The sequence below is a fragment of the Stenotrophomonas sp. NY11291 genome, from assembly GCF_023277365.1.
Taxonomy (GTDB): domain Bacteria; phylum Pseudomonadota; class Gammaproteobacteria; order Xanthomonadales; family Xanthomonadaceae; genus Stenotrophomonas; species Stenotrophomonas geniculata.
Window position 1 is genome coordinate 4,757,917 of the sequence record NZ_CP096975.1, and the last position, 24,765, is coordinate 4,782,681.

A 24,765-nucleotide genomic window follows, 5' to 3' on the forward strand; every position below is an offset into this window, starting at 1 on the left:
GTCATGACTTGAAGCAACACCCGGGGCGCAAGCCCCAGCGGCCATCGTCGCCGTCCACCGTCATTGCTTTCGGGCAGGAACGTGGAAGGCAACGGACCGCACGCCGGGCCTCGGCCTGTCACCACTACCTGCCCCACTCTGCTCCGGTGCTGTCTGCCGGCAGCGATGGCCGCAAGGGTGATGACGCACCGAAGGCTCCGCGCGCGGACCGTCGGCCGATGGCCGCCCTCTTCCGCTGCCTGCACGTGGTGTGCAGGCGGCCTCGCCACGACCTGATCGACCCGGGTCATGGTGATTCATCCGCATCGGGTCGAACCACCAGAGCCATACAAGGAGAGACTCCCATGTTCTGGACCATCAAGGTCGTGATCGGCGACGGCGAGCGCGGCCTGGTGTATCGCAACCGTCGTTTCCAGCAGATCCTGCTGCCGGGCGTGCACCGCCTGTCGCCGTTCGGCGGCCGGCCGCACGTGGACATCCACAACGCATCGAAGGGCGCGGCCTACACCGGCAGCGACCAGGACTGCCTGATCGAAGCGCTGGGCGCACAGCTGGACACGCACTTCGTACTGGCCAACGTCGGCGCCGGCGAGGTCGGCCTGTTGCTGCGCAACGGCCGCATCGACGAGGTGCTGCCGCCGGGCAGCCGCCGTCTGTACTGGCGCGGTTCGGTCGACACCCAGGTACGGGTGATGGCGCTGGGTGACGAGCCGCGCATCCCGCTGGAGGTGCAGCAGCGCCTGGGCCAGCTGGGCGTGCTGCCGCGTGTCGCGGTGATCAGCACCGTGCCGAGCGAGTCGGTCGGCCTGCTGTTCATCGATGGCACGCTGCGCCAGACGCTGGACGCCGGCCTGCACGCGTTCTGGAACTTCAACGGCAACGTGTCGGTGGAGCGCGTGGAGCTGCGTGCGCGTTCGCTGGACGTGTCCGGCCAGGAACTGCTCAGCCGCGACAAGGTGACCCTGCGGGTGAACCTGGCCGCGACCGTGCAGGTGGTCGACCCGGTGCGTGCACACCGCACGCTGAGCAATGCCGATGAGTTCATCTATCGGCAGCTGCAGTTCGGCCTGCGCCAGGCGATCGCCGCACGCAGCCTGGACGAGCTGCTGGGCGACAAGTCCGCGCTGGACGGCGAGATTGCCGCCCACGTGCAGGGCGCGATCGAGGGCCACGGTGTACGCCTGCTCGGCGTCGGCATCAAGGACGTGATCCTGCCGGGCGAGATGAAGGAGATCCTCAACGGCGTGGTGCTTGCCGAGAAGCAGGCCCAGGCCAGCGTGATCCGCCGCCGCGAGGAGGCCAACGCCACGCGTTCGCAGCTCAACACCGCAAAGCTGATCGAGGACAACCCGGTGCTGATGCGCTTGAAGGAGCTGGAGGCGCTGGAGAAGGTCACCGAGAAGATCGACAAGCTCACCGTGTTCGGCGGCCTGGAGGGCGTGCTGAAGCAGCTGGTGACGATCAGGTAGGGGGTCGCGGCGGCGCAGGGACGCGCCGCCGGCCCATCAAGGACATTCAATAAGACAATGGACACGCAACAGAACTATCAATGGCTGCACGCCGAGGGCACCACGCCGATCAAGGGCTGGGTCAACGGTGTTCCGCTGGAAGCGCAGGCCCACGAGCAGCTGCGCAACATCGCCGCGATCCCGTTCGTCGGGCCGTGGGTGGCGGTGATGCCGGACGTGCACCTGGGAAAGGGCGCGACCGTGGGCTCGGTGATCCCGACCCGTGGCGCGATCATTCCGGCCGCGGTCGGCGTCGACATCGGCTGCGGCATGGCGGCGGTGCGTACCACGCTGCGCGCCAACGACCTGCCCGATGACCTGCGGCAGCTGCGCAACAGCATCGAGCGCAGCATCCCGGTCGGCAATGGGCGCGGCGGCGAGCACCACCGCATGCCCGACAGCATCCACACCCGGCTGGTGCAGTCCGGGCTGGCCGACGGCCTGGAGAAGATCAAGGACAAGCACCGCAGGATCCGCACCGATAAGCTGGACCGCCAGCTGGGTACGCTGGGCGGCGGCAACCACTTCATCGAACTGTGCCTGGACGAGACGGATACGGTGTGGGTGATGCTGCACAGCGGCTCGCGCGGCACCGGCAACCTGATCGGCACCTACTTCATCGAGAAGGCGCGCGAGGAGCTGGCACGGCGCGTGCTGGGCTTCCACCTGCCGGACAAGGACCTGGCGTTCTTCATGGAAGGCGAGCCGCTGTTCGATGACTACGTTGAAGCGGTGTCGTGGGCGCAGGACTACGCGCGGCAGAACCGCGAGGCGATGATGTCGCGCGTGCTGGCCGAGATGCGCCACCGCTTGCCGAAGTTCCAGCTGGCGGCGATGGCGGTGAACTGCCACCACAACTACGTGCAGAAGGAAACGCATCACGGCCAGGAGCTGCTGGTGACACGCAAGGGCGCCGTCAGCGCGCGCGAGGGCGAACTGGGCATCATTCCCGGCAGCATGGGCACGCGCAGCTACATCGTGCGCGGCAAGGGCAACGCGGACAGCTTCCACAGCTGCAGCCACGGTGCCGGCCGGGTGATGAGCCGTGGCGCCGCGCGCCAGCAGATCACGCTGGCCCAGCACCGCGACGCCACCGCGCACGTGGAATGCCGCAAGGACAGCGGCGTGCTGGATGAGTCACCGGCCGCGTACAAGTCGATCGACGATGTGATGGCCGCGCAGCTGGACCTGGTCGAGGTGGTGCACACCCTGCGCCAGGTGCTGTGCGTGAAGGGGTAACCGAGCGGTGCCGGCCTAGGCCGGCACCCACCGGAACACGTTCAGCGCGCCACGCTGTCTTCAGTCACCAGCGCGTGGTGCACGCCGATGCCCGCACGCACGCCCTCGGCAGCAGCCAGGGTGATGTTGCCAACTGTGGTTGCATCGCCGGCGGCGTACACGTTCGGCAGCGAGGTCTGCTTCATCGCATCGACCTCGATCAGCACGCCCAGCGGGCTTTCCACCAGGGTGCAGCCCAGCTGCTGCACCAGCGGCGTCGCCATCGTCTGCGTGGCCGGCACGAACAGCGCGCGTTGCGCGATGCGGCGGCCATCAGCCAACTCCACTTCCAGCCAGGTCGGCTGGTCGCCCTGCACGCCCACCACCGGCGCGGTCTCGATCTGCACGCCGCGCTGCTGCATGGCGGCCCGCTCCTCCTCGGTGATCGGCAGGCCCTGGCTGAAGAAGGTGACATTTCCCCAATCGGCGAACAGCGGCGCCTTGCTGGCGGACATCGGGTGCCCACCAAGCAGACCGATTGCGCCACCACCCACTTCATAGCCATGGCAGTACGGGCAATGCAGCACGGTGCTGCCCCAGCGCTCGGCCAGGCCCGGCAACGCCGGCAACTGGTCGGCAATACCGCTGGCCAGCAGCAGCTTGCGCGCGGCCAGGACCTGGCCATCGGCGGTACGCACTTCCACGCCTTCGGCGCGGGCGGTGGCCTGCACGGCTTCGGCATGCACCCAACGCACTGTGGGGTAGTCCAGCAGCTGCTGTCGCGCGGTCTTCAGCAGCTCGGCGCCACTGGTGCCATCCAGCCCCAGCACGCCATGCGAATGGCTGGCGAAGCGGTTGCGCGGCAATCCGGCGTCGATGACCGTGACCGGGCGGCGGGCGCGGGCGAGGATCAGGCCGGCGGCAATGCCGGCATAGCTGCCGCCAACGATGAGCACATCAGGATTCATGATGACCTTCCAGGGAACGGTGATGGGCGAGATGGCGGGCGAAGTCGGCGCCGAGCTGGTCCAGCGTGGTGGCCTGCAGCCGCTGTTCGAGAAGGCGCTGTGCTTCGCGCGCCCCTTCGAGCAGGGCGCTGTTGACCAGCCGCTGGATAGGGCAGCCGCCGCCGGAATCGCGGGCGCCGACCTGCACCAGCGGTGGTGCGCCCACGGCCAGATAGATGTCATGCAGGGTGATCGTTGCGGGATCGCGTGCCAGCAGGCTGCCACCGCCGTGGCCACGGGTGCTGCGCACCAGGCCGGCCTTGTGCAGCTGTGCCAGCAGGCGACGGATCACCACCGGATGCGTCGGCAGGCACGACGCCAGCTGCTCGGACGTACGCGGGGCAGCGTGGCCCACCAGATGTGCCATCACGTGCAGGGCGTCGGAAAGCGGGCTTGCTGATTTCATGTAACAACAATAGTTACATTTAAACCATCTGTCGAGAGTCCGTATTCGTTCCATATGGACACATTTGTCCTATGAAACATCTCCTTCACATCGCTAAACGGAACGCGAATGTGATCGTTGTCGCACTTCAGACGTGCAGGGCACGGGTCGATACCGCATTGCCCCTTCCCGAGAGTCCCTTCCATGAAAGCGTCTGTCCGTGCTCCGCGCCTGCAGTCCAAGCTGCTCGGCGCGGTTTCTGTTGGTCTGGCCGTGGTCCTGCTGTGCGCACTGGCGGGCCTGGCCTCCGCTTGGTTGAAGCTGTCCACCGAAGTTCCATCCGAAGTCGCGCACAGCCGCGATGCAGAACGCCTGCAACGCGAGTTCCGCGGCCAGGTGCAGGAATGGAAGAACGTATTGCTGCGCGGCCGCGACGATGCGCTGCGCCAGCGCCATCTGGATGCCTTCGACAGCGAGGGCCGCCTGGTCGAGCAGCTGGCCAAGGGCCTGCTGGCCAGCCCGGACGCGCGCACGCGTGAACTGGCGCAGGCCTTCATCGGCCTGCACGCGCAGCTGCAGAAGGACTATCACGCCGCCCTGCAGGCATTTGCGGAGGCCGGCTACGATCCCGCTGCCGGCGACAACCTCGTGCGCGGCAAGGATCGCCCGGTGGCGAGCGCACTGGATACGTTGAGCGCGCACGCCACACAGGTGGCAGAAGCGGCGGTGGCCGCGCGTTCCCAGCAGGCGCGGCAGACGTTGTTGGTGTGCGCGGCGTTGACCGTGCTGGCCGCCGTGCTGTTGCTGATGGGCCTGGCGTGGTGGCTGCGGCGTGCCGTGGTGCAGCCGGTACTGGCGGTGGAAGCCGCTGCACGTGCAGTGGCTGCCGGCGACCTGCAACACGTGGTGCAGGTGCGCAGCCGCGACGAGATCGGCCGCCTCGCGCAGGCCATGCAGGCGGTGCAGTCCACGCTGCGCGGCGTGCTGGATGCACAGGCCACGATGGCGCAGGCGCATGAGGCCGGCACCATCAGCCACCGCATGGACGCCAGCGCCTTCCCCGGCGCGTTCGGCACCATGGTGGCCGACAGCAACACGCTGGTGGATGCGCACATCCAGGTGAAGATGCGCGCGATCGCGATCATGGGGCGTTACGCCGTCGGCGACCTCAGCCAGGACATGGAACGACTGCCTGGCGAAAAGGCCGTGATCACCAACGCGTTGGATACCGCCAAGGCCAATCTCGGCATGATCAACGGCGAGATCCGCCGCCTGGCCGAAGCCGCCGCCGCCGGCGACTTCAGCCAGCGTGGCGACAGCGCGCGCTTCGAGCATGACTTCCGCGTGATGGTCGACGGCCTGAACCGCCTGATGCAGGCCACCGAGCTGAACCTGGGCGAGGTTTCCAGCATGCTGCGCGCGATTGCCGACGGCCGCCTCGGCGCGCGCATGCACGGTGATTTCCAGGGTGTATTCGCGCGCATCGCCGGTGACGCCAACACCACCGCCGCGCAGCTGGCGACCATCGTCACCGACATCAAGCACGCCTCCGGCAACATCCACACCGCCGCCGCGGAGATCGCCGCCGGCAACAATGACCTGTCGCGCCGCACCGAGCAGCAGGCCGCCAACCTGGAGGAGACGGCGGCATCGATGGAGGAGCTGACCTCCACCGTGCGCCAGAACGCCGAACATGCGCGCCAGGCCAACCAGCTCGCGATCGGCGCGCACGCGGTCGCCTCGCAGGGTGGCAGCGTGGTCGGCCAGGTGGTGACGACGATGGGCGCGATCGAAACCTCGTCACGGCAGATCGCCGAGATCATCAGCGTGATCGATGGCATCGCCTTCCAGACCAACATCCTGGCATTGAACGCTGCGGTGGAAGCCGCGCGTGCCGGCGAGCAGGGCCGTGGCTTCGCGGTGGTTGCCAGCGAGGTCCGCACGCTGGCGCAGCGTTCGGCGGCGGCGGCGAAGGAGATCAAGTCGCTGATCGAAGCCTCGGTGGAACAGGTGGGGCACGGTGCACAGCGCGTGCGTGAGGCCGGTGACACCATGGCCGAGATCGTGGCCTCGGTGCAGCGCGTGACCGACATCATGGCCGAGATTTCCGCCGCCTCGCAGGAACAGAGCGCGGGCATCGAGCAGGTCAGCCAGACCGTGATCCAGATGGACGGCACCACCCAGCAGAACGCTGCGCTGGTGGAGGAAGCCAGCGCAGCGGCACGCAGCCTGGAACAACAGGCGAACCGGTTGATCGAGGCGGTGGATGTGTTCGATCTGTCGACCACGGCGGATGCGAAGGGCGGGTTGGCGCGCGCGGCCTGATTGGTCCGGTTGCCGGCCAGCGTCAGATGGGTAGCGCCCGACCGTTGGTCGGGCGATGGCAGGTGCAGTGCGGACCAACGGTCCGCACCCACCCGAATCCGATCAGCGCAGGTAACCGCTCTGCGCCATTGCTTCACCCAGGTAATCCAGGAACGAGCTGATCCGCGCCGACACCGCCGTGTTGCGGTAATACACCGCGTGGATCGGCTGGTACACATCCAGCGTCTGCGCCGCCAGCACCGGCACCAGGGTGCCAGCAGCGCGGTCGCTATCGGTGACGAAGTCGGACAGGCAGGTGATGCCGACACCTTCCACCGCCAGACGGCGCAGTGTCTCGCCACTGGACACGGCGATGTCCGGCCGCACCAGCAGCAGCCCATCCGACTCTCCGGGCAACGGCCAGCGGTTGAGTGACTCCGGCTCGTTGAAGCTGAGCAGCGTGTGCTGGCCCAGTGCGGCGACGCTGGCCGGTTCGCCGTGTGCAGCCAGGTAGGCCGGGCTTGCCACCAGCCGCAGCTGGCACCGCCCCAGCGGCCGCGCATGCAACGTGGAGTCGGCCAGTGGCCCGATCCGGATCGCCAGATCGGTGCGCCGCTCCAGCAGGTCGATGTAGCGGTCGGAGCTGTTCAACTCCAGCTGCACTTCCGGGTAGCGCGCACGATAGCCGCTCACCAGCGGCGCGATCACGTGCAGCACGAACGGCATCGCCGCATCCACGCGCAGGCGCCCTGCCGGGCGCTCGCGGCGTGCCGCCATCTGTTCCTCGGCCGATTCCACCGCATCGATGATCGCCCGGGCATGGCGCAGGAACGCCTCGCCCTCGGCAGTCAGGTGCAGGCGGCGGGTGGTGCGGGTCAGCAGGGTGATCCCCAGCTTGTCCTCCAGCCGCCCCAGCGCACGGCTCACGCCCGAGGGCGTCTGCCCCAGCTGCTCGGCAGCGGCACTGATCGACCCGCTGTCGATCACCGCGAGGAAGGCCTGCATTTCATCGAGAGTGGTCTTCATCCCGCCATTATTGACTGAGCGGCAATAGTGATTGGCGTGAAGACTGGTTTTTCGGCAAAGGTGCACCGCGCACACTGCGCGCCTTCCTTCCCTCCGGAGCCGGCCATGATCCGTGGCATTCCCCTCGCCCTGCTGGCGTTGACCCTCGGTGCCTTCGCCATCGGCACCACCGAGTTCGTCATCGTCGGCCTGATTCCCACCATTGCCGCCGATCTGCAGGTCAGCCTGCCCTCCGCAGGCCTGCTGGTCTCGCTGTATGCCCTCGGGGTGGCCATCGGTGCGCCGGTGCTGACCGCGCTGACCGGCCGCGTGCCGCGCAAGACCCTGCTGGTGGCGCTGATGGTGCTGTTCACGCTTGGCAACGTCATCGCCTTCCTGGCGCCGGGCTACACGTCGCTGATCGCCGCGCGCATCCTCACCGGCCTGGCCCACGGCGTGTTCTTCTCGATCGGTTCGATCATCGCCACCGCGGTGGTGCCGAAGGAGAAGGCCGCCAGTGCCATCGCCATCATGTTCACCGGCCTGACCGTGGCACTGGTGACCGGCGTGCCGCTGGGCACCTTCATCGGCCAGCACCTGGGCTGGCGCGCCACCTTCCTGGCGGTGGCCGGGCTCGGCGTGATCGCACTGCTGGGCGCGCTGCTGTTCGTGCCGCGCAGCGTACCGCAGAGCGCCCCGTCCAGCTTCCGCCAGCAGATGGCGGTGCTGGCCCAGCCGCGCCTGCTGCTCGTCTATGCGATGACCACGCTGGGTTATGGCGGCACCTTCCTGGCCTTCACCTACCTGGCGCCGATCCTGCAGGACGTCACCGGTTTCTCGGCCAACGCGGTCAGCCTGGTGCTGCTGGTGTACGGCGTGTCGGTGGCGATCGGCAACCTGTGGGGCGGCCGCATGGCCGACCGCATGGGCCCGGTGCCCGCGCTGAAGCGCATCTTCGCGCTGCTGGCCATCGTGCTGTTCGCGCTCACCTTCACCGCCTGGAACGCCTGGCTGATGCTGCTGACGGTGCTGGCGCTGGGCGCGGTGGCATTCGGCAACGTACCGGGCCTGCAGGTGTACGTGGTGAAGCAGGCGCAGCGCTATGCGCCGCAGGCCACTGACGTGGCCTCGGGGCTGAACATCGCCGCCTTCAACATCGGCATCGCGCTGGGCGCCTCGCTCGGCGGCCTGGTGGTGGAGAACATCGGCCTGATGCACACGCCGTGGCTGGGCGCGCTGGTGGTGGTGGGCGCGTATGCGCTGACCGTGCTCAGCGGCCGCCTGGACCGTCGTGATGGCATCGATGATCGCGCCGATGGCATCGCCATGGCCGCGCATTGATTCATGCAATGCAGCGTTGCCGGCATGCATACGGCACCTGTCCTACCCTCTTTCCTTTGCGACTCCCTCCCCCTTGGAGCTTCCCATGACCGTTCCCGCTTTTGGCCTTGGTACCTTCCGCCTGAAGGACCAGACCGTGATCGACTCGGTGCGCAATGCACTGGACGTCGGCTACCGCGCCGTTGATACCGCGCAGATCTATGGCAACGAAGCCGAAGTCGGCCAGGCCATCGCCGAGTCCGGCGTGCCGCGTGATGACCTGTACCTCACCACCAAGGTGTGGATCTCCGAGTTCAAGCATGATGCGCTGCTGGCCAGCCTGCGTACCAGCCTGGAAAAGCTGCGCACCGACCGCGTCGATCTGGCGCTGATCCATTGGCCCTCGCCGAACGACAAGGTCGACGTGCCGATGGAGGAGTACCTGACCGCACTGGCCGAGGCCAAGGCACAGGGCCTGACGAAGGAGATCGGCATCTCCAACTTCACCATCGCACAGACCCGCAAGGCGATCGAGATCCTCGGCGCCGATGCGATCGCCACCAACCAGATCGAGATCCATCCGTACCTGCAGAACCGCCTGCTGGTGAAGTTCCTGCAGGACAACGGCATCCACATCACCGCCTACATGAGCCTGGCCTATGGCGAGGTGATCAAGGACCCGGTGATCCAGGCCATTGCCGGCCGCCACCAGGCCACACCCGCGCAGATCGCGCTGGCCTGGGCACTGCAGCAGGGTTACTCGGTCATTCCGTCTTCGACCAAGCGCGAGAACCTGTCGGGCAACCTGGAAGCGGCAGCAATCCGCCTCACCGACGAAGACATGGCGCAGATCGCCAAGCTGGATCGTGGGCACCGCCTGGCCAACCCGGAAGGCATTGCGCCGGCCTGGGATTGAGGCCCCGTTGTTGTAGAGCCGAGCCCACGCTCGGCTGCCGTCTCCCTGGAGCCGAGCATGGCTCGGCTCTACAGACTGGATCCCCGGGGCGCCACCTCGTGCAGCATCCGCAGCACCTCGTGCACATCCAACGGTTTGCACAGGAAGCCGGCGGCGCCCATTGAACGCGCCCTCTCGATGACCTGCAGACGCGTGTCCGCGCTCATCACCAGGATGGGCGGACCGTCCGTTCTGGAGCCGACCGCTTCAAGTACGTCCCAACCGCTGCAACCCGGCATATGAAGGTCCAGCAGCACCACGTCTGGCGCAAGCGACGCCACCGCAGCCTGCGCATCGCGCCCGTCGTGCCGGCAACTCAGTCGATGACCTGCACATTCCATCAGCCGCTCGACCACCTGCCGGTTGGTTTCCACATCCTCGAACAGCAGGCAATGCAGGGATCGTACCGACGCCGCATGTGCCTTGAACACCGCCTCAAGCGAAGGTGATGCTGCCTCGCCGATCACGGCAGGAGCGGTGAAGCACCACTGGAACGAGGCGCCACCCCACGTGCTGCGGCCCACCTCGATCGTCGCGCCCATGGCATCGGAAATCAGTCGCACGATGTAGAGCCCAAGCCCAACCCCCTGCTCGCAACGGGCATCGCCCTCGCTCACCTGGACGAAGGGGGAGAAGATCGCCTCCTGGTCGCTCTCGTCGATACCGCACCCGGAGTCGGAAACGGTCACCCGCACCTGCCATTGCTCACCGATGCGGGAGGCGTGAATGGACACGCGGGTCTCGCCCCCCACCGGGCTGAACTTGATCCCGTTGCAGACAAGATTGCTGATCACCTGTTCGACCCGGCCTGCGTCAACCAGCATCCACACTGCGGGATCGCAGTCCTCCACCGTCAGCAGTACACCTTTCTCCGCAGCAGCCGGTGCGCAGCTTTCCTGCATCGCATCGAGCGCGGACGCCAATGAACAGGGTTGAGGACGAAGCCGCAGCGTTCCACCCTCGATGCTGGCCACATCGAGGACATCATCAATGCGATGCCGCAGCGCTCTTGCCTGCCGGGCCACCATCGCAAACGAACTGCGCTGCGCCGGCGTCGCGGCGTCCATGTCCAGCAACTGGATGCCATTGATGATGGCGTTCAACGGCGTCCTCAGCTCATGGCTCATCGTTCCGATGAACCGCCCCTGGGCCTCGCGCGACGCGACGGCACGGAGCGCAATATCGCGCATGGCCGCAACCATGGAGGCAACCACGGCCGGCAGCAGGATCGTCAGCGCCAGGGCATAGGCCAGGTAGGCAGGTCGCGAGATCCAATAGCCCTCCGGCGCGGCCCACAGCAGGCCCAGCGCCGTTGCGGCGATGGTCGGTGCGATCGCCCTCCGCCCGTAGGCGGCCGTCGCGGCGATCACCAGGAAGGGCAGCGTTGCATTGAGCGTCATCAGAAGAATGAAGGCTGCATCGACCTGCACCGTCACCATCACCAGGCTGAGGAGCAGGCCCACCGCGTCGCGCCATGCCACACCGCGATCCTTATGGAGGTTCACCCATGCGGCCCATGCCACGGACGCAACAAGCAGCGCAATCGACGCAGGCAGCACCTTCGCCGCCTCGTTGGCCAGCACGGGTTGTGGTCCATCCATCCAGAGCCAGCACCACAGCACGGTCAGTGCCTGCAATACCACCCTGGACAGGCTGGCACGTGGTTCCTGCAGCCAGGACAGCAACAGCGCAAGTCGTTTCATTTCCAGTGAGCGGGCCGCCTGAAGCAGTGCATCGGGGCCAGCATCGAGCAGACCAGAGGGTGCATGGGGCATGGCCGGATTCCTTCACCTGTGAGAAACGATGGAACGTTGCAGGAGGCGCTGCGCAGCTACCGCCACGGCTTGGGAGCGGCTTCGTATGTGGTCTGTCGCCGCGCCCGATCGAAGGCACTCACCCAGGTCGTCGCACGCGCTGGCGATCAGCCTGCTGCCCAGCGCCGACGTGATGCTCTTGAGCGCGTGCAGGCGCGCCAGTTCTGCATCCAGATCGCTGCTGGGCGTACTCGCAGACTCCGCCCTCCACCGTGCTATCGCTTCGTCCAACGCAGCAACAAAGGACGGCAGCTCGCATGGTGACACCGCGGCAATCACCTTCAGCATTGAATGCTCGCCAAGCTCAGGGCGATCGGCGCCTGCCGCCTGCGTTCCCGCCATGCCACGTCGATCGATTGCGTGCATCCGTCTCCGCCATATGTCGCATGCGACCTGTTCGTGCATGTCGCTCCCGGCCAAATACGATTTCGTGCAGGGCCATTCGCGACAACGCATCTTCCCGATTCGCTACTGCATCCGCTCATGAATGAGAGCGAACAAACCCGGAAACCGCTCGGAAAAAACGTATCCCAGCCCTAATCCAAGCCATACGCCGCCGAGAATGACGCCCGCTCTTGCGGAGGGTGACAGTCGCTTCAGATCCATGGCATCCAGCATCCACACAACGAAGGCCCCGCGCCATCGGAATTCATTCAAACTTTCCTGAGGTGCACTGTGCTGGCGTTTACCCTTCTTCTTCTGCTGGCATGTGCTGCACTGATCGCCACACGCCGATTCCGCACCGCGGCACTCCTGTCGGTGCTGCCCCTGATGGCCTTGTCCAGCGCAACGGGCCCGATAACGCAATGGATGCTCGACCGGGCCCAGGCCAGCGCTGCATTCACGACACCTGCAGATCGGCCGAAGACAACGATCGTGCTGCTGGGCGGTGGCATCGAGCACCATGCCGAGGGCTCCAGCCCGGGTCTGGTGGGGTACAGCCGATTGCTGGTTACGGCGCAGCGCTATCTGCTCTGCCAGCAGAAGCACGAGACCTGCAGGGTGATCGTGAGCGGAGGTGCCTCACGAAACCGTAAGACCAGCGAGGCCAACGTCTACGCGCGCGAGCTGGCCCGTCTGGGTGTGCCGATGGATCGCATCGAGCAGGAGGATGCCAGCGCCAACACCTGGGAGAACGCCCGGAACAGCAGCGCGATGCTCCGCCACGATCCATCGCGCGTGGTAATCGTGACCTCGGGTCTTCACCTCAGGCGAAGCCTGCTCTATTTCCAGCATTTCGGCGTGATTGCCGAAGGCCTGCCCAGCGACCGGCTACGCGCTACGCCCGGATGGCTTCCCTCGACCTTCAACCTGCTGCTGGCCGAGGTGATGTTGCACGAACGCATCGGCGTGCTTCGTTACCACGCCTACAACAGACTGGGGTGGAACGAACCGCCGATGCCACCGATCCCCTTCAATCCACAGACAGCCACCCACGCATCGCCGCACTGACCTCGTCCGGCTTTTCCATCGGGGCCAGGTGACCGCAATCGGGCACCACCACCAGCTGCGAATGCGGCACCAACGCATGCATTTCCTCGCTCACCGCCAGCGGCGTGATGCGGTCGTTGGCCCCGCAGACGATCAACAGCGGATCGCGGTAACCCGCCAGCACGTCATGGCCGTCGCGCCGCTCCAGCGCACTCTGGCGCAGGAATACCTCCGCCCCCAGGCGGGCGGTCATGTCGCGCACGCGCTGCACCAGCACGTAGTCGTCCAGCCGCGAGGCGTCGATGTAGCTGCGCATCAGCGCATCGCCGAAGCCGTGGAACCTGCCCGGCAGGCGCGCGCTGGCGCGCTGGCTGCGGCGTTGTTCGGCACGTTCCGGTGAATCGGCGTGGATCGAGGTATCGATCAGCGCCAGCTGCAGCACGCGCTCCGGCGCAATGCGCAGGATCTGCTGGGCAACGAAGCCGCCCAGTGAGAAACCAGCCAGCGCAAAGCGCTCCGGTGCCTGTGCGAGCACGTCCTCGGCCACCGCCTGCAGGGTCTCGCCGCGGGTCTGGTCGCCTACGGTGCAATCGGCAATGTCGGCCAGGTCGGCCAACTGCGCGCGCCACAGCTCGGCATCGTTGAGCAGGCCGGGCAGCAGCAACAGGGGGATACGGTCGGTCATGGGGATATTGTCGCGCCGGCGGGGTGACGGCACCATGCCGCAACGGGTGATTGCACTGTAGAGTCGAGCAAGCTCGACTCTACGACACGGACGCGACCATGGCAGACCCCTACAACAGCAGCCCCACGTCCCCGCCCGCGCTGCGTTTCGACGATGCGCTGGTCACCACCGCCTTCGAGCTGCCCGGCCATCGCGTGGTGCGCAACCTCGGCGTGGTACGCGGCATCACCGTGCGCTCGCGCTCGATCGTCGGCAATTTCCTCGGCGGCATCCAGACCCTGTTCGGCGGCAACATCACCATCTACACCGAACTGTGCGAACAGGCCCGCGAGGAAACCTACCGCGACATGGTCAAGCACGCGCGGCAGCTGGGCGCCAACGCGATCATCGGCATGCGCTACGACGCCACCGATGTGATGACCGGGCTGACCGAGGTGCTGTGCTATGGCACGGCAGTGGTGGTGGAGCCGGTGCTTTGATACTGTAGAGCCGAGTCCATGCTCGGCTCAGGCGCGCCCGTGCGATGCAAGGCAGCCGAGCGTGGGCTCGGCTCTACAACGGGGTTTCGGGCACCTCAACCTGCTGCACCGGCAGGGTCACCACCATCACCGTCGGGTCGTCCGGATCGAGTTTGGTCTTGAAGCCCAGGCTCTGGCACATCGCCAGCATGGTGCTGTTCTCGCGCAGCACCTGGCCTTCCACCACGTCCAGGCCCAGCCACTTGGCGTACTCGATCATGATCGCCATCAGCCGCCAGCCGATGCCGTGGCCCTTCAGGTCCGAGCGGATCAGGATGCCGTATTCGCCACGGTGGTAATCGGCATCGGCGTGCAGGCGCACCGCGCCAAGCATTTCGCCGCTGCGTGGCTCGATCGCCACCAGTGCGATCGAGCGCGCATAGTCCAGCTGGGTCAGGCGCGCGATGAACTCGTGGCTGAAATGCTTCACCGACTGGAAGAAGCGCAGGCGCAGGTCCTCGTCGCTGACACGGGCGAAGAATGCGCGGAACAGCGCATCGTCTTCCGGACGCACCGGACGCACGAAGGCGCGGCCGCCATCGGACAGTTCGATGGTGCGCTCCCACTCCTTCGGGTACGGGAACACCGAGAAGCGCGGATGACCGCGGCCCTTGTGCAGAATGCGCGACGGCGCCACCGCCACGCGTGCGTCGAGGGCAAGAATGCCCTTGCTGTCGACCAGCAGCGGGTTGATGTCCAGCGTACGCACTTCGGGAATGTCCGCGGCCAGCTGTGCCAGCTTGACCAGCGCCAGCGCCAGTGCGCGCTCGTCGGCGGCGGGCACATCGCCATAGGCCTTGAGGATGCGCGAAGCCCGGGTCTGGCCGATCAACTCATGGGCCAGGCGTAGATCCAGCGGGGGCAGCGCCAGCGCCTTGTCGTTGATCACTTCGACCGCGGTGCCGCCGCGGCCGACCACGATCACCGGGCCGAACGTCGCGTCATCGGCAATACCGACAATGATCTCGCGTGCCTTCGGGCGGACGATGGTCGGCTGTACCAGCAGGCCATCGATGCGGGCATCCGGCCGCAGCTGGCGTGCGCGCGACAGGATCGCGTTGGCCGCGCTCTGCACCGCCGGCAACGTGGACAGGTTCAGGCGCACGCCGTCCACTTCCGACTTGTGCGGGATGTCCGGTGACAGGATCTTCAGTGCGACCGTGGCACCGCGTTCCAGCAGCGGCTGCGCCAGGTCCATCGCCTCGTGCGCATCGCGCGCATGCATCACCGGTGCGGACGGAATGCCGTAGGCCTTGAGCAGTTCATGGGTGGCGAGCGGGTCCAGCCACTGCTGGCCGTTGGCCAGCGCGGCATCGACCAGCGCGCGTGCAGCCGCCGCGTCGACATTGAAGTCCTGCGGCAGGCTGGGTGGCGTTTCCATCAGGGCGTTCTGCGCTTCGCGGTAACGCACCAGATGCTGGAAGCCACGTACTGCCTCCGCCTCGGTCGGATAGGTCGGCACCCGCGCCGCGTTGAGCGTGGCAGTGGCCTGGTCATCGTTGCCCAGCCACACCGCGAACACCGGCTTGTCGCGATGATGGCGCGGACGCAGGCCGAGCGTGCGGGTGAGCGCCTGCGCAGCGTCTGCGGACGAGGTGAATGCGGTCGGCACGTTGACCACCATCACCGCGTCGTTCTCGTTGTCGGCCAGCAGCGCTTCGATGGCCGCGGCATAGCGGTCACCATCGGCGTCGACCACGATGTCGACCGGATTGCTGCGCGACCAGCCCTGCGGCAGCACGGCGTCCAGCTTTTCGACCGTGGTGTCGGACAGGTTGGCCAGGGTGCCACGCAATGCGATCAGCTGGTCCACGGCGAGGCGACCGACGCCGCCGCCGTTGCTGAGAATCGCCAGGCGACGGCCCGGGAAGGTGCCCAACCGCCCCAGCGATTCGGCAGCAGTGAACAGTTCGTCCAGCGCGCCCACGCGCAGCAGGCCGGCACGGTTGAACGCGGCGCCGTACACGTCGTCGGCGCGGGCCAGTGCCTGCACATGGGTATCGCGGCTGCCCGGCTGCACGCGCTCGGCGCGGCCGGACTTCACCACCACCACCGGCTTGGCGCGGGCGGCGGCACGCGCAGCCGACATGAACTTGCGCGCGTCCTTGATCTGCTCGACATAGAGCAGGATGGCGCGGGTGCGGTAGTCGGTGGCGAAGTAGTCGAGCAGGTCGCCGAAGTCGACGTCCATCGTGTCGCCCAGCGAGACCACCGCGGAGAAGCCGACCGAGCGCGCTACGCCCCACTCCACCAGCGCGGCGGCGATCGCCGAGGATTCGGAAATCAGGGCGAGGTCGCCTGCCTGCGGGAAATGTGCGGCGATACTGGCATTGAGTCGCGCGTGCGGCGCGATCACGCCCAGGCAGTGCGGCCCGAGGATGCGCAGGCCATGCTTGCGCGCCACCGTTTCCGCCTGTTCCGACAACGAGCCCGGGCCTTCGCCCAGGTGCGCAGTGAGGATGATCGCCGCCTGCACGCCGCGCTCGGCGGCGGTACGCACCACCTGCGGCACGATCGCCGCCGGTGCGGTGATCACCACCAGGTCGGGCACCCAGTCCAGGTCCTTCAGCCGCTTGATCGTGCGGATGCCATCGATCTCGGCATGCCGCGGGTTGATCCACGCCACCTTGCCGGGGAAGCCGGTGCCGCGCAGATTGCGCATCACCGCACGGCCGGCCGAACGCTCACGCGGGCTGCCGCCGATCACCGCGACCGACTGCGGACGGAACACAGACTGCAGGTGGTAGGTACTCATGCGCCTACGGTACCCAAAAAAGGGGACGGAGGGGATTAAGTCGTTTGTGCCACAAACGACTTAATCCCCTCCGTCCCCTTTTTTTTGTTACAACAGCGTGCCGTGCAGGATCATCGCGGCAATGCTGAAATAGATCACCAGGCCGGTGACATCCACCAGGGTGGCCACGAACGGGGCCGAGGCGCTGGCCGGGTCGAAGCCGAACCGCTTCAGGATGAAGGGCAGCATCGAGCCGGACAGCGAACCGAAGGTGACGATGCCGACCAGCGCGGCGCCGATGGTGATCGCCAGCAGGATCCAGTGCTCGCCGTAGTCATGCAGGCCGCCCAGCTGCCAGATCACGATGCGCACGATCGCCAGGCAGCCGAGGATGGCACCCAGCACCATGCCGGTCGGGATCTCGCGGATGGCCACCTTCCACCAGTCGCGCAGGCGCAGTTCACGCAGCGCCAGGCTGCGGATCAGCAGCGAGGTGGCCTGCGAGCCGGAGTTGCCGCCGGAACTCATGATCAGCGGAATGAACAGGGTCAGCACCACCGCGCGTGCCAGTTCGTCCTCGTAGTGCTGCATCGCGCTGGCGGTCAGCATCTCGCCCAGGAACAGCACGCTCAGCCAGCCGGCGCGCTTGCGCAGCATCTCGAAGAAGCCGATCTGCATGTACGGCTTGTCCAGCGCTTCCATGCCACCGAACTTATGCGCGTCTTCGGTGGATTCCTCGATCAGTGCATCGAGCACGTCGTCCACGGTGACGATGCCGAGCATCTGCAGCTGCGCATCGACCACCGGAATCGCCAGCAGGTCGTGGCGGCGGATCAGCCGCGCCACTTCTTCCTGGTCCATCAGCGCATCCACCGTCACCGGCGGATTGACCTGGGCCACGTCCAGGATCGACTCCTCCGGCAGGCCGGTGATCAGCCGGCGCATGGTCACCACCTGCTGCAGCTGCTGGCTGGCCGGGTCGAGCACGTAGATGGCGTACACGGTCTCGCGGGTGCGCTCGACCTGGCGGATGTGCTGCAGGGTCTGCGCCACGGTCCAGCTGGCGGGTACCGCCACGTACTCGGTGGTCATCAGCGCGCCGGCGGTGTTGGGCGGGTAGCTGAGCAGCTTCTGGATGGCCTGGCGGGCGTCGGTGCCCAGCAGCGGGATCAGCCGCGCGCGCTCTTCCTCGTCCAGCTCGTGGACGATGTCGGTGGCACGGTCATCGGCCATCAGCCCAAGCAGGGCGGCGGCGCGGGCCGGCGGCAGCGCGGCTACCAGTTCGCCGCTGCGGTGCAGTTCCGGTGCCTCCAGCATCTTCACCGCACGCGGCAACGGCAGCGCGGCCAGCGTTTCCGCAGCGCGCACGAGTTCCAGCGTGTTGAGGAATTCCACCGCATCGGCGGTGTTGTAGTTCGCCAATGGTGCGGCCAGTGCGGCGGCATCGGCCACCGGGCGCAGCAATTGCTTCTGGTTCATCGGGTTTGCCTTGTGGGGGTGCGACCTCGCGCAACGCCAACGCAGGCAAACCGTCCCGATGTCAGGCGGTGGCCATCGCTGGCGTCGAACGAGGTCGACTTCTACTGTCGCTGGACATGGGTTGGGGACTCCGGGATGCGTGTGCCGGCGGACGCGCCGCCAGCGGCGGGCAGTCTGGACCCGTGGGCCATGCAGGTCAACCCGGCCGCTGTGCGCAGGGCGCCTGCCCGGCAGGTTGTTCTCGTGCATACACAGGCCGGCGCGCATAATGACGCGGTGGTACTCGCCACCCCTTCCCCCACCCGAATGGACGCACAGCGGGCTCCGCCGATGACCAGGTATTCCCATGCATAGCGGTGGTCTGGAACTGGCCCTGGTGCTGCTGCTGGCGGCGGTCATCGCCGTGCCGGTGTTCAAGAAGTTCGGCTTCGGCGCGGTGCTGGGCTACCTGACCGCCGGTGTGGTGCTGGGCCCGGACGGGCTGGGCTTCGTGCAGGACGCCGACCGCATCCTCGGTGCCGCCGAGATCGGCGTGGTGATGCTGCTGTTCGTGATCGGCCTGGAGCTGTCGCCGGCACGCCTGAAGGTGATGCGGCGCTCGGTGTTCGGCGCCGGCACGGCACAGGTGGCGTTGTCCGGGCTGGTGCTGGGCGGCCTGCTGCTGCTTGACCATTTCCAATGGAAAAGCGCGCTGGTGGTGGGCGTGGCGCTGGCGTTGTCATCCACCGCGGTGGGCCTGCAGCTGCTGTCCGAGCACAAGGCGATCAACAGCGACCATGGCCGGCTCGGGTTCGCCATCCTGCTGTTCCAGGACCTGATCGCGATTCCGCTGCTGGCGGCCATCCCGCTGCTGGGCGGGGTGAAGAACGAGACCCTGCGCTGGGAAGACGCCGCCGTGGCCCTCGGTGCGCTGGCCGTGGTGATCCTGTGCGGGCGACCGGTGCTGCGCAAGGTGTTCAGCATCATCGCGCGCACCCGCAGCCCGGAAGTATTCACCGCCACGGCACTGCTGGTGGTGCTGGGCACCGCCTGGTTCATGCAGGAAGCCGGCCTCAGCCCCAGCCTGGGCGCGTTCCTGGCCGGCGTGCTGCTGTCCGATTCGGAGTTCCGGCACGAGTTGGAAGCGCAGATCGAGCCGTTCAAGGGGCTGCTGCTGGGCCTGTTCTTCATCGCGGTGGGGATGGGCATCGATCTGGACCGCATCGCGGCCGAGCCGTGGCTGATCGCTGCCGGCGTGGCGATCCTGCTGGTGGTCAAGTTCAGCCTGCTCTACGTGATCGGGCGTATCGCCAAACTCAGTTCGCGACAGTCGCTGCTGCTGGGCAGCGTGCTGTGGCTGGGCGGCGAGTTCGCCTTCGTGGTGTTCAACGAAGCGCAGCGCGCACACCTGCTGGGCAACGCCAACCATGACCGCCTGGTGGCCATCGTCGGCCTGTCGATGGCGATCACGCCACTGCTGATGATTGCGCTGCTCAAGCTGCTCGGCCAGGAGAAGGCCGCACCGCGCCAGGCCGCCGAGGCCGACAAGGTGGCGCCGGACAATCGGCCGAAGGTGCTGATCGCCGGCATGGGCCGTTTCGGCCAGGTGATCGCGCGCCTGCTGACCGCGCAGAAGGTGCCGTTCGTCGCGCTGGAAGCGAACCCGGACACCGTGGCCGACCTGCGCCGCTTCGGCAACCAGCTCTACTACGGCGACCCGACCCGGCCGGAGATGCTGCGTGCGGCGGGCGGTGAGCACATTGATGTGTTCGTGATCACTGTGGACGACCCGGAGACCAACCTGCGCGCGGTGCGCATGGTGCGTCGGCTGTACCCGGACGCGACGGTGCTGGCGCGTGCACGCAACCGCCAGCATGCGTGGCGCCTGATGGACATGTCGGCCGAGCCGTTCCGCGAAGTGTTCGGCACCAGCCTGGAGATGAGCGGCCGCGTGCTGACCGCGCTGGGCGTGGCACCGGACGTTGCCGAACGCCATGTGCAGCGCTTCCGCGAGCACGACGAACAGCTGCTGCGCGACCAGTATCTGGTGTACGACGACGAGGCGGCGGTGATCCAGACCTCGCGCGATGCACGCAACGACCTGATGCATCTGTTCGAGGCCGACGCGGAAAGCGACGGCAAGTAGGGGGCCGACCAACGGTCGGCACCCACCACAGATTGCGGTTGCCGGCCAGCGGCCGGCACGACCCTTTTCCAGGAATCAGCCGTTGTCGCGCAGGAACCGCGCCATCGACGAAACGCCCGGCACGCGCGGTTCGAACTCACCGGCCACGTCGATGAAGCCACGCATCACCGCGATCTCGCGCGGGCTGCGGTTGAGGCTGTCGCGCACTTCCGGATCGGCACCGGCACGCAGCAGGCGCTGCACCAGCAGCGGCAGGCCATGCAGCGCGGCCAGGTGCAGCGGGCCGAAACCGCGCGGATCGCGCACGTCCAGGCTGACGTCTTCATCCAGCAGGCGCTCCACCGCCGCCATCACCACCTGCTCGTCGCAGGCGGTACCCGGCTCGGCACGCGCACCCAGCAACAGCAGCAGCGGCGTCACCGAACCGGCAGCGGCCTGGTCCGGTTCGGCACCGGCCAGCAGCAGGGTGTCGAGCAGGGCCAGCAGGCGCGAGCGGTCGCGGGCACTGAAACCGTACAGTGCGGCGCAGTGCAGCGGGCCCAGCTGTTGCGCATCACCGGCATGCACGTCGGCACCGGCAGTGAGCAGGCGCGCGACGATGTCCGGCAGGCCCAGCGCCGAGGCCAGCATCAGCACGGTCACGCCACCCGGCAGGCGGTGTTCCAGCTTGGCGCCGGCGTCGAGCAGGGCCGAGACGATATCCACCTGGCGCATGCTGACCGCCGCCGACAGCGGCGTGGCACCACTGGCCGCAGCGTGCTGCGGATCGGCGCCACGCGCCAGCAGCAGGTCGGTCACCGCCAGATGGCCACCACCGGCGGCGCGCAGCAGCGCGGTGCAGCCCTGCGCATCGACCGCGTCGACGGCGAAGCCCAGATCGATCAGGCGGCGCACCGCATCCACGTCACCAGCCATCGCGGCGGCCGGAAGATCGGCCTCGCGCAGGGTGCGGCGCGGCAACGGCCATACCCGCCAGTCCAGCCAGTCGGCCAGATCGCGGCGACCAATCGACAGCGCCACGCCCAGCGGCGTCTGGCCGTCGGCGGCACGGGCTTCCGGCGAGGCACCGTGCTGCACCAGCAGCTTCAGCGCGCCTTCGCGGGCCAATGCGGTGGCCAGATGCAATGCGGTCATGCCATGGCTGTCGCGCGCTTCGCGATCGACACCGGCCTTGAGCAGGGCCTGCTGCAGGCGCAGCCAGCCCAGGCGCACCGCCAGCGACAGCGGCGGATCACCGGCCGGCGAGGCGGCGAACGGATCGGCGCCACGTTCCAGCAGTTCCAGTGCCAGCTGTTCCAGGCCACGGGCGGCCTGGTCGTGCTGCGCACACGCGGCGAGGAAGCGTGCCAGGCCACCGCGTCCGGCCGGCGACAGGCCACGCTGCAGCATGACCTGCAGCGCCGGCACCGCGTCGATGCCGCGCGACAACAGCGCGAACATCGGCGTGTCGGAACAGGCGTCACGCACGTAGGGATCGGCACCGTGGGCCAGCAGCCAATCGACCGCACGCGGCTCCAGCGCCAGTTCCGGATCGAGCAGCAGGCCACCCAGTTCTTCCGGCTGGCACAGCTTGGCCAGCGCGGCCATGCCTTCGGTGTTGCCGAAGCCCAGCGCTTCACGCAGCAGGGTCAACGGCGGACGGTCCGGCAGCAGGCCACTGGCACTGGCGGCTTCGCCGCGCTCGGCCAGGCCATCACTGACCGCGGCCGGCAACGGATAGGAGGGGTCCAGCAGAGCCACGATCGCCCAGCGGCCGGCTTCGGCAGCGTAGTCCACCGCACGGCGACCGACCGGATCGGCGGCATCGGCGGCGATGCCCAGTTCGACCAGGCGCTTGATCAGCAGCGGTGAGACATCCTCGGCCATCGCCGCCAGCTGCACCGCGTTGCGGCCTTCGCCGTCCACCGCGACCAGGTCCGGCTTGTGCGGCAGCAGATGCTCGACCACGGCGGCACGACCGGCACGGGCCGCTTCCAGCCATGGCGTACGGCCCAGCGCATCGCGCGCTTCCAGATTGGCACCGGCGCCGAGCAGCACGCCGATGATCTCCACGTGGCCGGCCAGGGCCGCCTCGTGCAATGCACTGCGGCGCTGGCGATCGCGGGCGTCGGCGCGCGCCTTGTGCTTGAGCAGCAGCTGCACCCCGGCCGGATCGTCATCTTCGGTGGCAGCGGCGGCCAGCAGCACCGGCGTGCCCTCGGCCGGTTCGCTGCGCGCACCGCGTTCGAGCAGGAAGCGGGCCAGGCGCCAGTTGCCGACCTGGCAGGCCACCGCCAGCGGCGACCAGCCCTCGTTGTTCAACGCATCGACTTCGGCGGCGGCATCGCGCAGCAGCGCGGCCACGCCCGGGTCGGAACTGCGCGCGGCATGGTGCAGCGGGGTGTTGCCATCGCTGTCGACGGCACGCGAGTCGGCGCCGTTGGCGAGCAGGGTCATCACCGCTTCGGGGCGGCCGTGCCAGCTGTCGCGGGTGGCGGCCAGCAGCGGGGTCATGCCCCGGTGCGGCGCATTCACATCGACGCCGCGGGCGATCAGTTCGCGCAGCAGGCGCAGGTCCGGCAGCACCGCCGCCAGCACCGCCAGGCTGCGCTGGTCGCGCCAGTTCGGGTCCGGCAGCGCATACGGATCGGCACCGGCCTGCAGCAGCTGCAGGCCCCGGTCGATGCGGCCATGGCGGGCGGCTTCATACAGTGCCGGGGTCAGTTCCTGCGGTGCCATCGCCTCCAGCGGCGCGGTTTCGGCCGCGGCGGCGAACATCGGTTCGTGCTCGTTGCCGGCGGTGGCCAACGGGCTCGCGCGCAGCGACACCAGCGGTGCCGGCGCGACCCGCTGCAGCAGCAGGTGCAGCACTGGAGACAACAGCATCACCGCCAGTGCGGCAGGCCAGCGTGCGCTTTCCGGCAGCAGGCCCGGCCAGGCCGGCAGCACCACCAGCGCGGCCAGCGCGATCACCAGCGCGGCCACGCCGAGGCCACGCCAGGCGGTCAGGTCGCGCCCGGCCAGCGCCTGCCAGTGCTGGGCCAGGCTGCCATCGAGGCGTTCGACATCGTTCCACAGCGGCCAGGTGCGCCAGGCCGCCAGCAGGCCGGCACTGACCAGCACGCTCAGGCCCAGCACCGCCGCAAGGCTGCCGCTGTCACGCAGTGCGGCCAACGGCCAGGCCAGCAGCAGCGCCAGCAACAACGGCGCTGCCGTCCACAACGCCAGCAGCGCCGGCAGGTCCTGGCGCGCGACCACCTTCAGCGGAAGCAGCGCGCGGCTGCGCCGCCACCACGACACACCCAGCGCGAACGCCGGCTGCGCCAGTGCAGCAAGGATGGCGCCTGGAACGCCGCCCACGGCGGCGCCCAGCGCCAGCACGGCGCCCACGGCGAAGGCGACCGACAGGGCGCGCGGACGGGACGTGTCAGTCATAGTGGCGCGGCATCAGGCTGGCCACCGACGGCGGCACCTGCAGGTAGAACCCGCGCTCGCTCATTTCGCTGCGGACCTTTTCCGGATCGGCCTGGGCCAGGCGGCGCTGGGCATCCAGGGCCACGTCCAGGACGAAGGCGAGCGTCCCCAGCGAGGTGAGCAGCGGCGCAGGCAGCGCGCTGAAATCATCGCGACGGGGAACGTAGACGTAGGTGTCCGGCTTGAGTTGGCTTTTATAGACGTAGGCGTGCATGTCCGCGGGACGATAACCCGGGAAGAGCCATGATTGTGTCGGAAAGCCGACACCGGGGAAAGCCGTCAGCCGACGATGACGGCGTGATCGACGGCGTTTCCCCGGCGGGGTTCAGCAATGTGGCGGCGGCGTTCAGCCACGGCCGGCACCACGCAGGCGCTTACTTGACCTTGGCGTAGGTACCCTTCAGCGCGACGCCGGCGAGGATCGCACCGGCGTAGCATTCGTAGTTGGTGCTGCTCTTGAACTCGTTCTTCTTGTAGTAGCTGACGATGTCGACCACGGCGTTGGCGCCGCGCGACTTGGCGCCGTCCTGCAGCGCGCGCAGCGCCGACAGTGCGACCCAGCGGCAGGCCTCGGCATCGCTCTTGTTGGCGGCGTTGGTCTTCTTGTTGGTCACGTCTTCGCCCAGGCGCTGCTGCACGCTGACCGGCTGGCCGGCCAGGTAGAAGCGGACGCTGCCGTCGATGCCGGCGTCCTTGGCAGCCTGCGAACTGACCAGTTCCTGCAGGGACTGCTCCACGCGGGTATCGCGGGCAGAAGCGGTGGAGGCCAGGGCCAGCAGTGCGGTGGCCGTGGCGATCATCAGGGTGCGGCGCATCGGAACATC

19 protein-coding genes are annotated in these 24,765 nt (G+C 67.8%); 8 read left to right on the forward strand and 11 right to left on the reverse strand.

All coding sequences use genetic code 11. The annotated features are described in order from the left end of the window. Positions 1–344: 344 nt before the first annotated feature. Positions 345–1,469 (forward strand): slipin family protein, encoded by a 1,125-nt coding sequence (locus M1L61_RS22240; protein WP_248854136.1) that lies wholly within the window; start codon positions 345–347, stop codon positions 1,467–1,469. A gap of 57 nt (positions 1,470–1,526) precedes the next feature. Beyond that, the gene (locus tag M1L61_RS22245) at positions 1,527–2,747 is read left to right on the forward strand and encodes an RtcB family protein (RefSeq protein WP_248854137.1); all 1,221 of its coding nucleotides are present in this window, start codon (positions 1,527–1,529) and stop codon (positions 2,745–2,747) included. Between the two features lie 41 nt (positions 2,748–2,788). On the opposite strand, the gene M1L61_RS22250 is transcribed toward M1L61_RS22245, so the two are convergent. Both M1L61_RS22250 and M1L61_RS22255 read right to left on the reverse strand, forming a co-directional pair. After that, positions 2,789–3,694, reverse strand: coding sequence for an NAD(P)/FAD-dependent oxidoreductase (locus tag M1L61_RS22250; RefSeq protein ID WP_143994909.1), 906 nt, complete (start codon positions 3,692–3,694; stop codon positions 2,789–2,791). After that, complete coding sequence (locus tag M1L61_RS22255; RefSeq protein WP_197602020.1) at positions 3,684–4,139, reverse strand: Rrf2 family transcriptional regulator; 456 nt, start codon at positions 4,137–4,139, stop codon at positions 3,684–3,686. The genes M1L61_RS22250 and M1L61_RS22255 overlap by 11 nt, the downstream gene beginning before the upstream one ends. A gap of 183 nt (positions 4,140–4,322) precedes the next feature. On the opposite strand from M1L61_RS22255, the gene M1L61_RS22260 reads away from it, so the two are divergent. After that, positions 4,323–6,443 (forward strand): methyl-accepting chemotaxis protein, encoded by a 2,121-nt coding sequence (locus tag M1L61_RS22260; protein ID WP_248854138.1) that lies wholly within the window; start codon positions 4,323–4,325, stop codon positions 6,441–6,443. A 102-nt stretch (positions 6,444–6,545) separates the two neighbouring features. Here M1L61_RS22260 and M1L61_RS22265 read toward each other — a convergent pair whose 3' ends face one another. Continuing rightward, complete coding sequence (locus M1L61_RS22265) at positions 6,546–7,448, reverse strand: LysR family transcriptional regulator (protein WP_049454144.1); 903 nt, start codon at positions 7,446–7,448, stop codon at positions 6,546–6,548. 105 nt (positions 7,449–7,553) lie between these two features. Here M1L61_RS22265 and M1L61_RS22270 point away from each other — a divergent pair, with 105 nt between their 5' ends. Further along, the gene (locus M1L61_RS22270) at positions 7,554–8,768 is read left to right on the forward strand and encodes an MFS transporter (RefSeq protein ID WP_248854139.1); all 1,215 of its coding nucleotides are present in this window, start codon (positions 7,554–7,556) and stop codon (positions 8,766–8,768) included. A gap of 85 nt (positions 8,769–8,853) precedes the next feature. Beyond that, positions 8,854–9,663, forward strand: a complete 810-nt coding sequence (dkgB, locus tag M1L61_RS22275; protein ID WP_053443707.1) for a 2,5-didehydrogluconate reductase DkgB — start codon at positions 8,854–8,856, stop codon at positions 9,661–9,663. A 68-nt stretch (positions 9,664–9,731) separates the two neighbouring features. On the opposite strand, the gene M1L61_RS22280 is transcribed toward dkgB, so the two are convergent. Both M1L61_RS22280 and M1L61_RS22285 read right to left on the reverse strand, forming a co-directional pair. Beyond that, positions 9,732–11,477, reverse strand: a complete 1,746-nt coding sequence (locus tag M1L61_RS22280) for an ATP-binding protein (RefSeq protein WP_100447057.1) — start codon at positions 11,475–11,477, stop codon at positions 9,732–9,734. 12 nt (positions 11,478–11,489) lie between these two features. Continuing rightward, the gene (locus M1L61_RS22285) at positions 11,490–11,921 is read right to left on the reverse strand and encodes a hypothetical protein (RefSeq protein ID WP_238582425.1); all 432 of its coding nucleotides are present in this window, start codon (positions 11,919–11,921) and stop codon (positions 11,490–11,492) included. A 270-nt stretch (positions 11,922–12,191) separates the two neighbouring features. On the opposite strand from M1L61_RS22285, the gene M1L61_RS22290 reads away from it, so the two are divergent. After that, a complete protein-coding gene (locus tag M1L61_RS22290) occupies positions 12,192–12,968 on the forward strand; it encodes a YdcF family protein (RefSeq protein WP_100447059.1) in 777 nt (258 codons plus the stop codon). On the opposite strand, the gene M1L61_RS22295 is transcribed toward M1L61_RS22290, so the two are convergent. Further along, on the reverse strand, positions 12,931–13,632 hold the full coding sequence (locus tag M1L61_RS22295; RefSeq protein ID WP_248854140.1) for an alpha/beta hydrolase: 702 nt from the start codon (positions 13,630–13,632) through the stop codon (positions 12,931–12,933). The two genes, M1L61_RS22290 and M1L61_RS22295, sit on opposite strands and share 38 nt — an antisense overlap. Positions 13,633–13,730: 98 nt before the next feature. Between M1L61_RS22295 and M1L61_RS22300 the strand changes: the two genes are divergently transcribed. Continuing rightward, positions 13,731–14,111 (forward strand): YbjQ family protein, encoded by a 381-nt coding sequence (locus M1L61_RS22300; protein WP_053443712.1) that lies wholly within the window; start codon positions 13,731–13,733, stop codon positions 14,109–14,111. 73 nt (positions 14,112–14,184) lie between these two features. Here the strand turns inward: M1L61_RS22300 and M1L61_RS22305 are convergent, their stop codons facing one another. Next, positions 14,185–16,905: a bifunctional acetate--CoA ligase family protein/GNAT family N-acetyltransferase gene (locus M1L61_RS22305; RefSeq protein ID WP_100447061.1), complete on the reverse strand. Its 2,721-nt coding sequence runs from the start codon at positions 16,903–16,905 to the stop codon at positions 14,185–14,187. Between the two features lie 87 nt (positions 16,906–16,992). Beyond that, on the reverse strand, positions 16,993–18,363 hold the full coding sequence (gene mgtE, locus M1L61_RS22310) for a magnesium transporter (protein ID WP_043399545.1): 1,371 nt from the start codon (positions 18,361–18,363) through the stop codon (positions 16,993–16,995). A gap of 346 nt (positions 18,364–18,709) precedes the next feature. Between mgtE and M1L61_RS22315 the strand changes: the two genes are divergently transcribed. Beyond that, a complete protein-coding gene (locus M1L61_RS22315; RefSeq protein ID WP_248854141.1) occupies positions 18,710–20,488 on the forward strand; it encodes a monovalent cation:proton antiporter-2 (CPA2) family protein in 1,779 nt (592 codons plus the stop codon). 75 nt (positions 20,489–20,563) lie between these two features. On the opposite strand, the gene M1L61_RS22320 is transcribed toward M1L61_RS22315, so the two are convergent. From M1L61_RS22320 to M1L61_RS22330, 3 genes are all read right to left on the reverse strand, one after another. Next, a complete protein-coding gene (locus M1L61_RS22320) occupies positions 20,564–23,902 on the reverse strand; it encodes an ankyrin repeat domain-containing protein (RefSeq protein WP_197601857.1) in 3,339 nt (1,112 codons plus the stop codon). Then, complete coding sequence (locus M1L61_RS22325; RefSeq protein ID WP_010482302.1) at positions 23,895–24,155, reverse strand: YcgL domain-containing protein; 261 nt, start codon at positions 24,153–24,155, stop codon at positions 23,895–23,897. The genes M1L61_RS22320 and M1L61_RS22325 overlap by 8 nt, the downstream gene beginning before the upstream one ends. A 160-nt stretch (positions 24,156–24,315) precedes the next feature. Continuing rightward, entirely contained in the window at positions 24,316–24,756 is a 441-nt protein-coding gene (locus M1L61_RS22330; RefSeq protein WP_010482305.1) for a hypothetical protein, read from the reverse strand. Positions 24,757–24,765 lie beyond the last annotated feature (9 nt).

What these genes read in the sequence shown, in the direction of transcription:
- M1L61_RS22330 (WP_010482305.1), bottom strand. Translation starts at nt 24,756, where the DNA reads ATGCGCCGCACCCTGATGATCGCCACGGCCACCGCACTGCTGGCCCTG.
- M1L61_RS22320 (WP_197601857.1), bottom strand. Translation starts at nt 23,902, where the DNA reads ATGACTGACACGTCCCGTCCGCGCGCCCTGTCGGTCGCCTTCGCCGTG.
- M1L61_RS22295 (WP_248854140.1), bottom strand. Translation starts at nt 13,632, where the DNA reads ATGACCGACCGTATCCCCCTGTTGCTGCTGCCCGGCCTGCTCAACGAT.
- M1L61_RS22260 (WP_248854138.1), top strand. Translation starts at nt 4,323, where the DNA reads ATGAAAGCGTCTGTCCGTGCTCCGCGCCTGCAGTCCAAGCTGCTCGGC.
- M1L61_RS22300 (WP_053443712.1), top strand. Translation starts at nt 13,731, where the DNA reads ATGGCAGACCCCTACAACAGCAGCCCCACGTCCCCGCCCGCGCTGCGT.
- M1L61_RS22315 (WP_248854141.1), top strand. Translation starts at nt 18,710, where the DNA reads ATGCATAGCGGTGGTCTGGAACTGGCCCTGGTGCTGCTGCTGGCGGCG.
- M1L61_RS22325 (WP_010482302.1), bottom strand. Translation starts at nt 24,155, where the DNA reads ATGCACGCCTACGTCTATAAAAGCCAACTCAAGCCGGACACCTACGTC.
- dkgB (WP_053443707.1), top strand. Translation starts at nt 8,854, where the DNA reads ATGACCGTTCCCGCTTTTGGCCTTGGTACCTTCCGCCTGAAGGACCAG.
- M1L61_RS22270 (WP_248854139.1), top strand. Translation starts at nt 7,554, where the DNA reads ATGATCCGTGGCATTCCCCTCGCCCTGCTGGCGTTGACCCTCGGTGCC.
- M1L61_RS22265 (WP_049454144.1), bottom strand. Translation starts at nt 7,448, where the DNA reads ATGAAGACCACTCTCGATGAAATGCAGGCCTTCCTCGCGGTGATCGAC.
- mgtE (WP_043399545.1), bottom strand. Translation starts at nt 18,363, where the DNA reads ATGAACCAGAAGCAATTGCTGCGCCCGGTGGCCGATGCCGCCGCACTG.
- M1L61_RS22280 (WP_100447057.1), bottom strand. Translation starts at nt 11,477, where the DNA reads ATGCCCCATGCACCCTCTGGTCTGCTCGATGCTGGCCCCGATGCACTG.
- M1L61_RS22285 (WP_238582425.1), bottom strand. Translation starts at nt 11,921, where the DNA reads ATGCACGAACAGGTCGCATGCGACATATGGCGGAGACGGATGCACGCA.
- M1L61_RS22240 (WP_248854136.1), top strand. Translation starts at nt 345, where the DNA reads ATGTTCTGGACCATCAAGGTCGTGATCGGCGACGGCGAGCGCGGCCTG.
- M1L61_RS22245 (WP_248854137.1), top strand. Translation starts at nt 1,527, where the DNA reads ATGGACACGCAACAGAACTATCAATGGCTGCACGCCGAGGGCACCACG.
- M1L61_RS22255 (WP_197602020.1), bottom strand. Translation starts at nt 4,139, where the DNA reads ATGAAATCAGCAAGCCCGCTTTCCGACGCCCTGCACGTGATGGCACAT.
- M1L61_RS22305 (WP_100447061.1), bottom strand. Translation starts at nt 16,905, where the DNA reads ATGAGTACCTACCACCTGCAGTCTGTGTTCCGTCCGCAGTCGGTCGCG.
- M1L61_RS22250 (WP_143994909.1), bottom strand. Translation starts at nt 3,694, where the DNA reads ATGAATCCTGATGTGCTCATCGTTGGCGGCAGCTATGCCGGCATTGCC.